This is a genomic window from bacterium (genome assembly GCA_030655055.1).
Lineage (GTDB): Bacteria > Edwardsbacteria > AC1 > AC1 > EtOH8 > UBA5202.
The window spans coordinates 1-16481 of record JAURWH010000033.1 but is presented as its reverse complement, the minus strand read 5'-3'; the positions used below and the strand labels follow the sequence as shown (position 1 = coordinate 16481).

The window sequence follows — 16481 nt, the reverse complement described above, 5'->3', positions numbered from 1 at the left end:
AATAAAAAGAACACGGGATACATCAGCCCCACCAACAGCACCAGTATCAAGGATCCCCCCTGGTAGGACATCATGGTCCAGCGCATCTTCCCGGTGATCACCGCTATCAGGAACAATGGCAAGGCGCAGACGGCGGCGATCAGGCACAGCCTGTCGTTCAGGTAATAAGCCAGCCCCGCCGAACCGGCCATCAGGGCCAGTCCCAGCCCGATGGTGACCGTTCCGCCCAGAAAGACCCCGGTGGTAATGTTGCCGGTGGCCTTGTCCGAATGGTAATCGGGAATGGTGGTGTTGACGTAGACCGCCGACACCGCCAGCATGTAGGGCGCCGCCGCCAGCCATATTTTTTCACTGTACTGACCGGAGACCAGCCAGCCCGCGGCAAAGGCCAGCCCGCCGTAGCCGAAACCGTTGGCCGCCATGTCCAGGAATGGTTTGGCCTTGAACTTGAACGGCGGAACCGAGTACAGCAGACCCAGGATCCCCGAGGCCAGAATGATCACCGCGAAGGTCCGGCTGAAATAATAGACGGCCAGGGCCAGGGCCAGCACCATCAGTATCCCCGCCTCCGCCCAGATGCCGGACTTGCTGACATAGCCCTCGGCCACCAGGAACAGCTTCTTGTTGATCCGGTCGGTCTCGATGTCAAATATCTGGTTGACGATGTAGACCGCGCCCATCAGCCCGCTGTACAGGACCAGGGCCAGCCACAGCTTTCCCGGCAGCAGCCAAAGCGGCTTGGCTGGAACCCCAGACTGGAGCTGGGCCTGGTAAAAGCCCGCCAGCAGCATGGTCCAGGCCGGCACCAAAAGAATGGGCCGCAGGACGAAGAAATAATCCAGGATGTTTGGTTTTTTGTCGTTCATTTTAAATTTGTCTGAATTAACCCGGAAACTAGTAATGATAATCCTGAATATCATTATAGCAAGGGCGTTTAATGATGTCAAGAAAAGAAGCCGGAAACATTCGGGAAAAGTATAATGGGACGCCGGGGCCCCTGAATTATTTAGAGATCTTAAACATTTTACCGGTTTTTAAAAAAAAGACTTGACAAATCGATCGTTTTTAATATAAAATATGTCATTAACTTTAAACCTTAACTTTCTGACAGGTACCCAAAGGGGGGTGCGCATAAATGATAAACCACACTGACATAATCGCGAATCTGCTTCCCATGGATAGTTTCCTTGGGATAATTGCGCCCCCATGCCACAGTTGATTTGAATTGATCTTCTTTACAAGGCCATGGGTTTGCGCAAAACCTGCGGCCTTTTTCTTTTACCATTCTTCGCCCCGGCACTGATGCCGGGCGAAAAGCCGCAGGAAAAAATTTAACCTGTGGCTTTTTTTTATTTGCCCGTCATCTCCCCAACCCGCAGAGGCGGTTTAAAGCGAGATCAGCCACGACACCGAAGGGAGGACAATATGCTGAAGATACTGGAACGCTGTTTAAAAGATGACCCAACGCTCTGCGAATTGCATAAATTGGATCAGATCATAAAGAGCATCTCGTTGCCGGATCTTAGGACCATAAGCGGAAAACCCATCATCAACTAAAAAACAGAGACATTGAGGTAAATAATGGACCTTTCAATCCTGGGCTGGGATGATCATTTCGAACGGAATTTCCGTTTGCTGGTCGCCGCCCTGCCTGAAAACAAGAACATCCTGCCCGGCCGGGTGGCGGCCGTCCATTTAAGCCTGGTAAGGGTCTTAACGGAACTGGGCGAGCTGGAACTGGCGGTCTCGGGAAAACTGCGGGACGGGATACTGACCGAAGGACTGCCGGAAGAATGGCTGACCGGGATCCCGGCGGTGGGCGACTGGGTGGCCTTTGACCACGACCCGGCCAACCGCAGCGGGACCATCAAGGCCATTTTGCCCAGGAAGAACTGCCTTACCCGGAACCGGGCAGGAGCCTTGACCGACCAGCAGACCATGGCCGCCAACATCGACACCGTGTTCATCGTGGGGGCGCTTAACGACGAACTTAATTTCAGCCGGCTGGAACGGTATCTGGTCTCGGCCAGGAACTGCGGGGCCCGGCCGGTGATAGTGCTTAACAAGGCGGACCTCTGCTTGGATCCGGCGGAAAAACAAAGGGAAGCGGAACGGGCGGCCCGGGAGATCCCGGTGGTGGTGGCCAGCGCCGCCAAGGACCAGGGGCTGGAAAGGCTTTGGGAATATCTGCCGGAAGGCAAGACCTGCGTCTTCGTGGGCAGTTCGGGGGTGGGAAAATCCACCATCGTCAACCGGCTGACCGGGACCGATTCCCTGGCCACCGGGGAGCTGTCGGAATACAAGGACAAGGGCCGGCATATAACCAGCAGCCGCAACCTGTTTTTGCTGCCCAACAAGAGGATGGTGATCGACACCCCCGGCTTAAGGGAAATGCAGCTGTGGGACGGGGGCGACGGTTTGGCCCAGACCTTTGACGACATCGAGGAACTGGCCGGCGCCTGCCGCTTCAAGGACTGCCGCCATGACGGGGAGCCGGGCTGCGCCGTGAAAGAGGCCATGGAAAGCGGCGGGCTGGAGCCCTCCCGTTTCAAGAACTACCAGAAGATGCACCGGGAACTGACGGCCCATCAAAAAAAGCAGGCCATGAAAAACAAGATCACGGAACACCGGAGCTCCCAGAAAAAAGTGCGGAGCGGGCAGCGGCGGGAAGTGTTGGATGAGGAATGACCCGGTTGGCCCGCAAAATAACAATCAAACAAAAATGGCAACCATTCAACCACGAAGCATGCCCTGAGTGCAATACTGAGAGACACTCTGATCCCGGACGAAGTGCTGCTGGGTGACCCGGCTTATCCATCATTTTGTGTCTTGGTGTCCCTTCGGCTCCACTCAGGTCAGGCTTAGTGGCTGAATAATTGAATAATTAATTATTGGAATTATCTTATGTGGTTCGATGAAAGCGACGAAAATATAGAAGACCTGCCATCCAAGAAGATCTACGACCGGCAGCTCTTAAAACGGATGCTTCCCCTGCTTAAGCCCTTCAAAATGAGGGTTTTTGGCGGCGGGTTGATACTGACCATCTCCTCGGCCCTGGGACTGCTGCCTCCCCTGCTGTTGAAGCGGGCCATAGACGTCAACATTGCCGGCAGCGACTTTAAGGGCCTGCTGCTGACGGTGGGGCTCTACGTCCTGCTCCAGCTGGCCACCTTTGGCGTCAATTACCTGATGCTGGTGCTGCTGGAATCGCTGGGGGTGAAGATCGTGTCGGCCCTTAAGGAGCAGTTGTTCGGGCACATGCTGGGGCTGGACATCTCCTATTTTGACCAGCACCCGGTGGGGAGGCTGATCGCCCGGGTGGAAAGCGACACCGAGGCCATCCGGCGGCTGTTCACCTCCACCATGTTCACGGTGCTGGGCGCGGTGGTCAGCCTTGGCGGCATGATATTCATCATGATCAGGGTCAGCCCCCGGCTGTTCCTGGCGGTCTCCACTTTGATCCCGGTGATAGTGCTGCTGACCGTCCTGTTCCAGAAGAAGGTCAGGCCGATGTTCCTGGTGGTCCGCAAAAAGTACGCCGAGATCGTGGCCTACCTCACCGAGATGGTCCAGGGGATGAAGGTGATCCAGGCCTTTTCCCGCGAGGAGGCGGTCAAACAGAAGATGGCCAAGCTCAACCGCTCCTATATCCGGACCCTGCTGCCGGCCGATGTGATGACCATGGGCTTCTTCAGCCTGGTGGGGGTCTTTGAGATAACCGGACTGGCCATCATCCTTTTGGTGGGCGGCAACATGGTGGCCAAGGGGGTTTTGACCATCGGGGCCATGGTGCTTTTCCTGGGATATCTCCGGCAGTTCTTCATGCCGGTTTACGCCTTCTCGGAGCAGGTGGGCGTCATGCAGCGGGCCTTTGCCGGAGCCCAGCGGGTCTTCGAGATCATGGACCTCCAGCCCCTGGTGGTCAATGCCGATAAAGACTGCGGATGGACCCGGTTCAATGATTCCATTGAATTCAAGGAGGTAAACTTCTCCTACCTGACCCGGGCCGGGAAAGACGAGCCGGACTGGGTGCTGCGCGACATCAATTTCACCATCAACAAAGGCGAGAAAATAGCGCTGGTGGGCGCCACCGGAGGCGGCAAAAGCTCCATCATCAACCTGATGCTCAGGTTCTACGACCCCCAGTCGGGCTGCATCACCATTGACGGGACCGATGTCCGGAAGATACCGGTGGACAAACTGCGCCGCCACTTTGGGCTGGTGCTCCAGGACGTCTTCCTCTTCCCCGGGACGGTGAAGGAGAACCTGACCCTGGGTTCGGAGATGAGCCGGGAGCAGCTGGACCGGGCGGTAGAGATCCTGGGGCTGAAACGGATGCTGGACAAGATGCCCCACGGCCTGGAGTCGGAGCTGGCCGAGCGGGGCGCCAACCTCTCCCAGGGCGAACGCCAGCTGGTCTCCTTTGCCCGGGCTTTGGCCTTCGATCCCCAGATCCTGATCCTGGACGAAGCCACTTCCTCGGTGGACCCGATGTCGGAAAGGCTGATCCAGGAAGGCATCAAGCGCCTGTTGGAAGGCCGGACCGCGGTGATCGTGGCCCACCGGCTGTCCACCATTCTGGACGCCGACAAGATAATGGTGATCCACAAGGGCCGGATCGTGGAATCCGGCAAGCATCAAGAATTATTGGAAATAAACGGTTATTATGCCAAGCTGTACCGGATACAGTTTGCCTGATGATCAATATTGATCATTAGCTAATCTTTTAATGCATTAGGGCTATATGTCAGACAGAATAGAAAACAAAAAGGACTCCGGCAGCCTGAAGCTGATCTTTGGATGGCTTTACCGCTACTGGGGTGCTCACAAACTCAAGCTGATGTTGCTGCTGGTGATGACCATGCTTCATACCGCACTGGCCATCAGCTACCCCGTCTTTTTCAAGCTGGTGGTGGACGGCCTGCTCAGCCAGCTTCCCCTGCAGCAGCTGAACCGCAACGTGCTGTTCCTTTTGCTGCTGGGAACCGGGGCGGCCATAGTCAACTGGATATTAATGTCCACCCGGGGCTGGACCAACATGAACATCGAGGCCGAGCTGCGGAACAGGATCTTTGCCAACCTTACCAGGCTGGGGCCCTCCACCCTGTCCGGCCACCGGACCGGGGACGTGGTCACCCGGCTGACCGACGACCTGGCGGAAAAGTTCTCCTGGTTCACCTGTTCCGGTTTGTTCCGGGCGGTGCAGGGGCTGGCCTTGTTCAGCTTCATCCTGATCGTGATGTTCCGGATGAACTCCACCCTGGCGGCTTTTGCCCTGCTGCCGGTGCCGGTTGTGGCCTGGCTGTTCCTGTACAACGAAAAGACCTTCGAACGGCGCTTCCTCAAACTGCAGAACGCCATCTCGGCGGTCAATGATTTTCTGGAGGCCTGCTTCTCCGGCATCCGGGTGCTCAAGGTCTACAACCGGCAGGACCACCAGAAGCAGGGGTTTGCCCGGGCCATGGACCGCCGGATAAAGGCCGAGGTCAAGACCATCCAGTCCGAAGGCCTGTTCAATTCCTCCAACATCCTGGTCGACCAGCTGGGGGTGCTGGTGGTGCTGCTGGTCGGGGGGTATCTGGTGATCCAAGGGCGCCTGACCCTGGGAAGCTTCGTGGCCTTCAACACCTACAGCCTGATGATGGTGGAGCCCTTGTGGAACATGGGCAACTTCTTCCTCGCCGGCAAGCGGGCCGCCGTTTCCTATGCCCGGGTCCGGGAGCTGGAGACCGCTTTGCCGGAGGTCGGCGATCCGTCAGAACCAAGGAACATATCGTTTGAACATTCCCTGGATTTCCAGCAGGTGTCCTTCAGCTACGGGAAGAACGACAAATACCAGCTGCAGGATGTCAGCTTCCGGGTGGCCCGGGGGGAGAAGATAGCCCTGATGGGCGAGGTGGGCTGCGGCAAGACCACCCTGGTCCATATGCTGCTCCGCCTGCACGACCCGGCCTCCGGCACGGTCAAAATTGACGGCGTCGACATCCGGGAATTCAAGTTGTCAGAACTTCGGAGCATCATCGGCTATGCCCCGCAGGAGGCCCTGCTGTTCTCCGAAAGCATTTTGAACAACGTCATCTTCCACCGGGACAACGTGGACCAGGACCGGGCGGTCGAGGCCGGGCGCATCTCCCAGCTGGAGAAGGAGGTCAAAGGCTTCGCTAACGGCTACGACACCCTGATCGGCCAGCGCGGCACCAGCCTCTCCGGCGGCCAGAAACAGCGGGCCTCCCTGGCCCGGGCCATCGTGGAGCGGATCGCCCTGGGGCATCCCAAGATACTGATCCTGGACGACATCACCTCGGCCCTGGACGCCACCACCGAAGCCCTGGTCTGGCAGGAGCTGAATGAGAAGCTCCCCGGCGTCACCTGCTTCATCATCTCCCACCGGACCTCCACCATCGAAAGGGCCGACCAGATACTGGTGCTGAAGGACGGGCGGATAGCGGAACAGGGAAGCCATCAGGAGCTGCTGGCCAGGGACGGGTATTATGTGACCCTGCGGGAAAAGGAAAAACTGCAGGAGAACGGGAATGGCAATGGGGTAAAACCGGCAGTTTAGAAAACCAACCGTAGGTCCCTTACGATTTAAATAGGAAATCAATCATGCTGGTAAAACATCGCCGATACGACCCTGAGCACGACTTTCTGCGTGTTCGTGATCTGTTGGCCAACCATTATCTCGTCGGCGGAAGTCCCTTTAACTGGGGGATCGAACGGTGGAACTATGCCCGGTATTTCGTGGCCCCGATGTTCGGTGCCCAAGGACTGGTAAATGCGTCTATTGACGATATCCGGAGCAAAAGTCAGGAAAATATCCGTTTCTGGGAGAATTCAATAGGTGTCTGGGAAAACGGGTCCGGGGAGATCGTCGGTGTGGTAAACCCCGATGAATACGCGCCAAAACATCCAGGTATGCCTTATCTTCAAAGACATCCAAGCTATGACTGTCTGCTCGGCGAGATGGTTGATTATGCCGAAACAACATTTGCCGACAACGGAATGGTTCGGATATTTGTTTCAGAGCATGACAAAAGGTTCCAGGCTTTGGCCGCTGAGCGCGGTTATGCAAAGGACTCTATGCCTTGCGGATATTACTTGGAATACGACCTGAGGCAATTGCCTGTGTCCGACCTGCCTGAAGGATATCGTGTTCTTTCCATGGCCGATGAAAACGATCTGGAGAAACGGAGAAAGATATTCGGCTTATCGTTCAGGCATTCTGATCCCAATGATTGGCCGGCCCTGTTCTCCTATCAGGAATTGCAGCGAGCGCCCGACTATCGCAAGGAACTCGACCTGGTCGTAACGAACGCCTCCGGCGAATATCTGGCCTGCTGCATCGTTTGGCTGGACGAACACAACAAGATAGCCCATCTGGAACCGGTGGGATCGATCCGTTTGGGCATGGGCAGACAAGTTGTGCTGGAAGGACTGCGGAGAGCGGCTAAATTGGGTGTCGAAAAAGCGGTAATGGATTCCGACATGCGATTCTACGAAAAGATCGGGTTTATGAGGAAATATCCCTCCGGGTATATTTGGACCAAAACAATATGATTACTTTACTTTGATTGTTAATTGTGCCAAGAATATCTATGGCTGAAAGGAATATTTAATTGAACACCATTTACGGCAAAGAATTCGCAACGGTCTATGATAGAAATTGGGCATCTTTTAGTCAAAGGATCTGGCCTTTTCTAAAGAGAACAACAACCGGGATCAATCCAAGGGATAGCTCCTGGCTTGACCTGTGCTGCGGCACCGGTTCATTGCTGTCTATGGTCAGCGATGCGAGGTTTCGGGCGGTGGGAGTGGATATTTCATCGCACCAGTTGAAATATGCCAAAAAGAACACACCCCGGGCTATCTTGCTAAAGCAAGATATAAGAAAACTTGATCTGCTTGAAATTTTTGATGTCATCACCTGCTTGTACGATAGTTTAAATTATCTTACCACCAAGAGAGAACTATCTATAGTCTTCAAACGACTCAAAAAACATTTGGCGCCCGGCGGTGTGTTTGTGTTCGACGTAAATACTCACGAAGGCTTTGCACGGTATTGGAACCGGGTTTGGACTGTCCGAGATGGCCAGGCACTAGTTGTTTTGGAAGGGTCTTTTGATGCTAAGCGGGCAATTTGGAAAACAGTTATAACCGGATTCATTCCTGATGGCAATTTCTATAATAAATTTGAAGAGGTTCATATCCAGCGGGGTTACCGCGCGTTGGAAATTGAAAACCTTCTGACTCAAGCGGGTTTTGATTTTAGGAAATATGACGGGAAGCAATTCGGACGGGCACGGAAGCTATCGGGGCGGTTGGTATATGTCTGCCGGGTAAAATAACTAATAGTAATAGGCAATTACAGTAGCTACAGAAAGATGGTTGCTTTGAAGACCGTTCCTGAACTAACCGATGGCGTTATCATCCTGCGTATGATGACCATAGCTGACGCCGAAGCCCATCTCGCGAACGAAGATGACGTGACTGTGCGTTTCTTTGGCGGCAGGAGCACCATCGAAACATCCAGAGCCGCGATCGAGGAGGCCCGGCTGTCTTGGAAATCCGGCGGAACGTGGCTGAATTTAGGTATCTGGGAAGCGGCTACCGGCGAACTTGTGGGCTATGTGGATGCCAATCTTGCCTGCCCAGGCTACCGGCCCGGAGTGGTGGCAAACATCACATATAACGTTCGTCCTGCTGTCCGCGGCCGGGGATACGTTCCAAGGGCGGTCGGTCTGATGTTGCGACATCTATCTGAACAAACCAGCGCCAAAGCGGCCGTGATACAGTTCAATCCGGAGAATCACGCCTCTGCCCGCGTAGCTCAGAAGGCTGGTTTCCGGAATTTAGGGGAACGCCTTCATGAAGACGGTACCAGCATGGTAGTATATGGTCTGCCCCTTCGCCCTTTGCCCAATGAACTGTCGCTTTCGGATGTCCTGCTGCAGGACAACAATCAAACAGATCCTCAAAAGGACGATGTCATGAGCTTATCGGTTCAAAATAATCTTGTCCCCAGTCTGCCCTATCCGGAATTGCCGGGAGTCATCGACCGGCTCGTTGCCGGGATCAAGGAGGAACTGGGCGGAAACCTGGTAGGCATCTATCTGGTGGGGTCGTTGGCTACCGGCGATTTTGACCTCGACAGCGACGTCGATTTCATGGTCGTGATAAAGGATGAATTGACGGAAGTTACTGTCCAGTCGCTGCAGGCCATGCATGTCCGCATAAATGGCCTTGGCTGTTATCCGGCGCAGCACCTGGAAGGATCGTATATCAGTCTCGAGCAGCTCAATCAGTCCGAAGGAGTGGGCATCCAGCCGCTGTGGTACTTAGATAACGGCAGCACAACGTTTGAGCGCTCAAACCATGACAATCAATGGCATGTGCGTTGGATACTAAGAGAACGGGGGATCACCATCCTCGGACCCGGGCCCGGATCACTTCTCCCCCCGATCCCGGTTGAGAGACTGCTGGCGGAGGTAAAAGCGACGATGCGCCTTATAGCGGATCTATTTATTGCCGAACTCGGCCAGCCGATCGGATTTTGGAATTCGCGGTTCGGCCAATCGTTTGCCGTGCTGACATATTGCCGTATGCTGCATACGATAGAGACTGGGGCCGTGCACTCAAAGCTTGCCGGGGTGAAGTGGGCCGTACAAACCTTGGATCCTGAATGGGCTGGATTTATCCAACAGGCATGGGAAGAACGGGAAGGTGTCCGCCATTGCGTGAAAAGGTGGCAGCTTGCAGATGCGGGAGTATTAGGCAAGACGCTCGAGTTCATTCGATACGCGGTTTTAAAAATGGAGAAAAGTAATGCCTGACCCGACCCAGTCAAGCACCAGCACTATGACGCTGAAACAGGTCCTCGACCGGTTGAAAGCGCACCCTGCGGTCGACGGCATCCTGCTGGTTGGCACTACCGGCGGCGATAAACTGACTCCAGTCAGCGATTACGACATATTGATCGTGCTGTCCGAGTCGCCGGTGCCACTGCATGTTGGCGTCACCTGCATTGACAACCGGCTGACCGACTTGCTTTTCACCACCGTCAATGAGGTTGACCGGATTATTACGGAAAAACAACAGTTCAAATCATTTACCTACCTGCTAAGCGTCACCCGGTGGCTGCAGACAGGAAATATTGTTTTTGACCGTACGAACCGGTTGCAACGGGCGAAAGGCATATTACAAAATACACACCTGGCGGCCCCTCCCAGCGAATACGACAGGTACGGTATTTGTTTCGGTCTCAATTTTGACTATCGGCACAATCATCGCATGGCAGAGTCTGACGACCCGGTCTATCAAACAGCATTGGATTTGCGATTTTGTTTCACGATCAATAACTTGTTCTGGGGGTATTTCAGCCTGCGGGGCATTCTTTGGGAGGGCGAGAAAAAGGCCGTTCGGTACCTGGAAATTCACGACCCGGAGTTTCTGAAACTTGTCCAGCAATGTTTGGCTGAGACCGATCGTAAAGTAAAATTCAAACTGCTGGAGAATCTTGCTGAAATCGTCACGGCCCCGGATGGCGGTCTTTGGACGGGCAAACCAACGGCAATAGCAACAAAGGACGAAGGAAATCCAACGCCAGCGGACATTGAGAAAGCGGCGCTGTTTTGGGAACAGCTGGTCGGTAATGCGTCAATATTATAAAACGGCTTGAATCCCGGCGACACAAATCATAATTACAACCAGGAGCAAACCATGATACTCATATTCTGATCCGGGCCTGTACAATATGGCCTGGCATAAAAAGTCAACCTTCATTTATTGAGGGCCATATGTCCATTATAAACGTCAATGATATCTCCCATTCCTGGGATTACGGCGATCACCCGGTATTTCAGAACATCAGTTTCAGCCTCGACCCGGGGGAAAAGGCCGGCCTGATTGGACCCAACGGCTGCGGCAAGACCACCCTGCTCCGGATCATTTGCGGACAGCTGGAACCTGCCGGCGGCAGTGTCATCAAGACAGCTGCGATCACCCGTTACGGTTACCTGCCCCAGCAAGCTGAAACGGACGCGTCGGCCGATCTATATACCTTCCTGTGTTCCTCCAACCCGGAACAGCCGGCTCTTATGCCAGACCGGGAAAGCGGGGACCGGGAAAATGATCTTGGGCCTGATGCCGGACTGGACAAAGAAAAAGCCCGTTTCCGGGCCAGGGTCGAAAGAACGCTTAAAGGTTTTGGTTTCACCCCCGCCCAGTGGGCCCAGCCGTTGAATGATCTCAGCAGCGGCCAACGTTCCCGGGCCTGGCTGGCCCGGACCATCCTCTCGGACCCGGAGATCCTCTTTCTGGATGAGCCCACCAACCACCTGGACCTGGCCGGCCGGGAATTTTTGGAGGATTTTTTGCTGGCCTTCAAGGGTGCGGCCCTGATCGTTTCCCACGACCGGTATTTTTTGAACCGGGTGGCCGGGCGGATACTGGACCTGCGCCGGGGCAGCCTGCACGAGTATCCCGGGAATTATGATTCCTATGCGGCCTTAAGACTGGCCCGGGAGGGGCGGCAATGGCAGGAGTACGAACTGCATAACAAGACCATCCGCAGGCTGGAGACAGAGGCCACGGCCCGGATGGCCTGGTCGCAACGCACCGAGCGGGGCTGGAAACGGGAGCCGGGCGACAAGCAGCCCGACGACAAGGCCAAGCGCTACGCCAAGAAAATGGCCCGGCGGGCCAAAGCGGTAAGGACCAAGATCGAGCAGAAGCTGGAGAGGGAAAAGGCGGACAAGCCTTTCGTGGAAAAGCGGGTTAAGCTGAAGTTCCCGGAAATTGACAAATTGCAGGGTTATGCCCTGACCGCTGACGGCTTGGCCAAGCGGTACGGCAGCCATCCCGTGCTGGCAGACCTTTCCCTTGATCTCCACCAGGGGGAACGTTTGGTCATCACCGGCCCCAATGGCTGCGGCAAAAGCACCCTGATCAAGATCCTGGCCGGGGAATTAAACCCCGATGCCGGACAGTTCCGCTGGGCCAAACGGGCGGTGCTGGGATACTATCCCCAGGAACAGCTGGTCCTGGACCCGGCGGCCACGGCCTTGGAGGAAGTGATGAAATGCGGCTGCACGGCCGAGCAGGCCTGGACCTTTTTGGGAGCCCTGATGCTGCGGGAGGACTATGTTTTGAAGACCACCGATCACTTCTCGGCCGGGGAACGGGCCAAGATAATTTTGGCCCGTCTGCTTTTATCCGGAGCCAACGTGCTGCTGCTGGACGAGCCGACCAATCATCTGGACATCGATTCAACCGAGGCCTTGGAGCGGGCCCTGTTGGAGTATGCCGGAACAATTTTGATGGTAAGCCACGACCGCTATCTTACCGGCAAGCTTGCCACCAGGATGGTGCCCTTGGATCGAAACCCGGTTTCATAGCGCCTGCCGCAAAGGCTGTTTGCAAGTTTTTGGGAAATATGCTAAAATGATTATCCAATCAGTTCAGGAGACATGGAAACCAATAGGTACCGACCACGGTTGTCGCGTTAAAACGATCAGTGAGCATCGTAGTTGATGGCGGAAAAAGCTTGTCTGGCGTGTTTGAGGGCTTGGCCAAAGCCCGAGTTCAGACAAGCCCGTCATCAACGAGAAGCGCAACGCGGGCCTGCTGAAGCTTTTGCGTAAGCGTGGCCCGGAGAGTTTTAAGCGACGAGCTTTTTCTTTTGGTTCTTCTCTTTTTGGCGGTACAAAAAGAAAAGAACATAACCTGGTAAAACTTGCGTTTTTACCATATTCACTATATTCTTTCTACTTTTCCTAATCAAGTTAGATAGTTATTTATGCTAAAATCACCATACAAATGATACAACTTTCCAACATATCTGTCTCCTTCGGCGAAAAGGTCCTCTTCAAGGATATCACCTGGAACATCGGACTTTCCGAGCGCATCGCCCTGGTGGGCCCCAACGGAGCCGGCAAGACCACCCTGTTCAAGATCGCCCTGGGGCTCCAGAGCCCCACAACCGGGGGGGTTGCCTCGGCCAAAAAGATGCGCACCGGCTACCTGCCCCAGCAGGAGGTGGTCTTCAAGGGCCGGACGGTGCTGGAGGAGGCCTCCTCCGTCTTTGCCGACCGCCATGCCATGCGGGACGAGGCCGAGGAGCTGTCCCACCTGATGGCCGCAATGTCCCAGCACGACCCGGAGCTGCCGGCGGTGATAGAGCGCTACGGCGAGCTGCATCACCTGTTCGAGGGCCAGGACGGCTACCAGCTGGAAAGCCGCACCAAGTCGGTGCTCCAGGGGCTGGGCTTCTCCGAGGATGACTTCTCCCGCCCGGTGGAGACGTTCTCCGGGGGCTGGCAGATGCGGCTGGCCCTGGTCAAACTGCTGCTGCAGGACCCCTCCTATCTGTTCCTGGACGAGCCCACCAACCACCTGGACATCGAGTCCATGGAATACCTGGAGGGTTTTCTGAAAAGCTTCAAGGGCACCGCGGTGATGATCTCCCACGACCGTTATTTCATCGACCGCACCGTCAAGAAGATCTTTGAACTGGAGCACGGCCGGCTGGACATCTACCACGCCAACTATTCCGGGTATCTGACCGAAAAGGAAAAGCGCCGGGAGCAGATGATCAAACAGCAGGTGGAGCAGGACAAGGAGATCGCGCATTTAAAGGAATTCGTCTGCCGATGGAAGGGCAACTACATCAAGCGGGCCATGGTCACCAGCCGGGAGAAGATGATCGAGAAACTCCAGCAGCAGCGGGTGGACCTTCCCTCCACCGTCAAGAGTTTCCGGCTGAACCTGCCCCAGCCCCCCTATTGCGGGCGCAACATGGTGACCCTGAAGGATGTCTCCAAGCATTACGGCTCCAAACAGGTTTTGAACAATGTGGACCTGCTGGTGGAGAACGGCCGCAAGCTCGGTCTGGTGGGTTTGAACGGCGCCGGCAAGTCCACCCTGCTGAAGATGCTGGCCCGGGTGGAAGCCCCCACCTCCGGGGAGATGGTGGAATCGCCCCAGCTGCACCTGGCCTACTTTGCCCAGCACACCGCCGAGATGCTGGACGACAAGAAGACGGTCTACCAGCAGGTGGAGGACGTGATCCCGCTGGAAACGCCGGGGCGGATCCGCACCATTTTGGGGTCCTTTCTCTTCCCCGGCGACGACGTTTACAAGAAGATCTCGGTGCTGTCCGGCGGGGAAAAATCCCGGCTGGCCCTGTGCTGCACCCTGCTGCTGCCGGCCAATCTATTGATAATGGACGAGCCCACCAACCACCTGGACCTGAAGGGCAAGGAGATCCTGGAGCAGGCTTTAAAGGAGTATCAGGGGGCCGTGGTGCTGGTGACCCATGACCGCTACCTGCTGGACCAGGTGGTGGACACCGTGGTGGAAGTGGCCGGCGGCCGGATCGGGATATTTCCCGGCAACTACACCGAGTATCTGGAGAAAAAAGAATCCCTGCTGGCCCAGGGCGCTGCGGCGGCCCCCCAGCCGGTCAAAGAAAAGGCTTCTGCCGCCAAACTTCCGCCGGACAGGCCGCTGTGGGAGGAATCCAAGAAACTACGGTCCCAACAGGCGGCCGAACAGCGGAAGAACAAGCGGATGGTGGCCGAACTGGAGGAACGGATCCATTTGCTGGAAAAAAAGCAGAAGTCCCTGGAATCCGACCAGGGCGGCCTGGCCGATCCCGCCATTTACAAGGACGGCGCGAAGATGAAAGAACTGATGAACGATTTTGACAAGAACCGCAAAGAGCTTAAATATCTCTATGACCGATGGGAACATTACAATGAAGAGAACGCCTAAGGCCGGAACGGTCAGGCTCTTCACCAACGCCAGGATCCATGCCGTTGCGGACAGAAACACGGCCGAGGCCCTGGCCTGCGATGCTTTTACCGGAACCATCCTGGCGGTGGGCACCAAAAAAGAACTGCTGTCCGGATACAGATCATTGAAGCCGGAGATCATAGACCTTCAGGGAATGACCGTCCTGCCGGGCTTCACCGACTGCCACACCCATTTTTGCGGCTATTCCCTGATGCTCAGCCGGCCCAATTTGGATGGGATCGGATCGCTAAAGGGCTGCCAGGAAAAGGTCTTCTCTTATCTCAAGGGAAAAAGACCGGGGCAATGGGTCATCGGCACCGGCTGGAACAAGAACATCTGGGCCGAAGGCCGCCTGCCCCATAAAAACGATCTGGATGCCATAGCTCCTTCCAACCCGGTATTTTTGTGGAGCAAGGACTGGCACACCGGATGGGTCAACAGCGCCGCTATCAAGGACCTGGGCTTGTCGCGCAGCACTCAGGCCAACACCGGCGGCGTGGTGGAGCTTGACGCCCTGGGGAGTTTGACCGGCCTGCTGCGGGAGGAGGCCGCCAATGCCTGTTATCTGCAGATCCCCAAGCCTTCCTGGCCGGAATACCGGCAGGCCCTGACGGCCGGGCAAAGGTCCCTGGCCGGACTGGGATTTACCGGGTTTCACACCATGGAGACCAGCGAAGAGTTCCAGGCCCTGCAGGACCTGAACAACGAAAACGCTTTAAAGCTTTCTGCCGTATGCTACTTAAGACATCAGTCACTGGGAGACCTGATCTCGCTGGGAGTCAGGTCCGGGTTCGGGGATAAAAAGCTGAAGTTCGGGGGGCTCAAGCTGTTCATTGACGGCTCGTTGGGATCGCAGACCGCCCTGATGCTGGATCCCTACCAGAACAGCCGCTCCCAGGGGATCCTGGCCATGGACCAGGACCAGCTGCTCTCCTTGGCGACCGCCGCCTCCCGGAACGGGATCGCCTGCGCGGTGCATGCCATCGGCGATGCCGCCAACCGCCTGGCCCTGGATATATTCGAAAGGGTTCGCGATCTGAACCCCAAACTGCGTCACCGGATCGAGCATTGCCAGCTGGTGGCCCCGGATGACATCGCCCGGTTCGGTAAACTGGGCCTCATTGCCTCGGTCCAGCCCATCCATTATCCCTCGGACCGGGAACTGATCGACAGACACTGGGGAGCCAGGGGGCGGTATGCCTATCCTTTTGGTTCGCTGTCCAGTACCGGGGCCAGGCTGGCCTTCGGCTCGGACACGCCGATAGAGTCCCCCAACCCCTGGCCGGCCATCCAGGCGGCGGTGTGCCGTAAAGAAGAGGGGATCACTGTCAAAGATGCGGTCAGGGCCTATACCTCCAATGCGGCCTACGCTTCCAATGATGAAGCGGTCAAAGGCACCTTGGAACCGGGCAAGCAGGCAGATTTCATCTGCCTGCCGGATGATCCTTTTCATACCAAACCGGAAAAACTCCATCTGATCAAAGTTGAAAATACATATGTATCTGCCCGAAAGGTTTGAAACCGGCGGGAAACAGAAAGCGGGACGACTTTAAAAAGTCGTCCCGCTTTCTTACTGGTGGGCCCTCGGGGATTCGAACCCTGAACCAACGGATTATGAGTCCGCTGCTCTAACCGTTGAGCTAAGGGCCCACTACTTTGTGTTTAAACGAGTTACGCCAACTGCGATTTTG

Annotated in this window: 11 protein-coding genes and 1 tRNA gene; 10 read left to right on the top strand and 2 right to left on the bottom strand. The window is 55.8% G+C overall.

Annotation, left to right across the window (positions count from 1 at the left end; translation table 11 throughout):
* Positions 1 to 866 (bottom strand): UbiA family prenyltransferase (locus Q7U71_01480; protein MDO9390426.1); only part of this gene is annotated, 866 nt, incomplete at its 3' end.
* 715 nt (positions 867 to 1581) lie between these two features.
* On the opposite strand from Q7U71_01480, the gene rsgA reads away from it, so the two are divergent.
* The 10 genes from rsgA to Q7U71_01430 all read left to right on the top strand — a co-directional run bounded on the left by rsgA (position 1582) and on the right by Q7U71_01430 (position 16309).
* Positions 1582 to 2688 (top strand): ribosome small subunit-dependent GTPase A, encoded by a 1107-nt coding sequence (gene rsgA, locus Q7U71_01475; protein MDO9390425.1) that lies wholly within the window; start codon positions 1582 to 1584, stop codon positions 2686 to 2688.
* A 216-nt stretch (positions 2689 to 2904) separates the two neighbouring features.
* A complete protein-coding gene (locus tag Q7U71_01470) occupies positions 2905 to 4698 on the top strand; it encodes an ABC transporter ATP-binding protein (GenBank protein MDO9390424.1) in 1794 nt (597 codons plus the stop codon).
* A gap of 46 nt (positions 4699 to 4744) precedes the next feature.
* Positions 4745 to 6562 carry an ABC transporter ATP-binding protein gene (locus tag Q7U71_01465; protein MDO9390423.1) on the top strand — a complete coding sequence of 606 codons (1818 nt, stop codon included), beginning with the start codon at positions 4745 to 4747 and terminating at the stop codon, positions 6560 to 6562.
* A 44-nt stretch (positions 6563 to 6606) separates the two neighbouring features.
* Positions 6607 to 7557, top strand: a complete 951-nt coding sequence (locus Q7U71_01460) for a hypothetical protein (GenBank protein ID MDO9390422.1) — start codon at positions 6607 to 6609, stop codon at positions 7555 to 7557.
* 59 nt (positions 7558 to 7616) lie between these two features.
* Entirely contained in the window at positions 7617 to 8345 is a 729-nt protein-coding gene (locus Q7U71_01455) for a class I SAM-dependent methyltransferase (protein ID MDO9390421.1), read from the top strand.
* A gap of 36 nt (positions 8346 to 8381) precedes the next feature.
* Positions 8382 to 9830, top strand: coding sequence for a GNAT family N-acetyltransferase (locus Q7U71_01450; GenBank protein MDO9390420.1), 1449 nt, complete (start codon positions 8382 to 8384; stop codon positions 9828 to 9830).
* A complete protein-coding gene (locus Q7U71_01445; protein ID MDO9390419.1) occupies positions 9823 to 10665 on the top strand; it encodes a hypothetical protein in 843 nt (280 codons plus the stop codon). The genes Q7U71_01450 and Q7U71_01445 overlap by 8 nt, the downstream gene beginning before the upstream one ends.
* Positions 10666 to 10793: 128 nt before the next feature.
* A complete protein-coding gene (locus tag Q7U71_01440; protein MDO9390418.1) occupies positions 10794 to 12392 on the top strand; it encodes an ABC-F family ATP-binding cassette domain-containing protein in 1599 nt (532 codons plus the stop codon).
* Between the two features lie 421 nt (positions 12393 to 12813).
* Positions 12814 to 14769, top strand: coding sequence for an ABC-F family ATP-binding cassette domain-containing protein (locus Q7U71_01435; protein ID MDO9390417.1), 1956 nt, complete (start codon positions 12814 to 12816; stop codon positions 14767 to 14769).
* Positions 14753 to 16309 (top strand): amidohydrolase, encoded by a 1557-nt coding sequence (locus Q7U71_01430; protein MDO9390416.1) that lies wholly within the window; start codon positions 14753 to 14755, stop codon positions 16307 to 16309. Before Q7U71_01435 ends, Q7U71_01430 begins: the two co-directional genes overlap by 17 nt.
* Positions 16310 to 16364: 55 nt before the next feature.
* On the opposite strand, the gene Q7U71_01425 is transcribed toward Q7U71_01430, so the two are convergent.
* Positions 16365 to 16440: transfer RNA gene (locus Q7U71_01425), tRNA-Ile, on the bottom strand.
* Between the last annotated feature and the right edge of the window lie 41 nt (positions 16441 to 16481).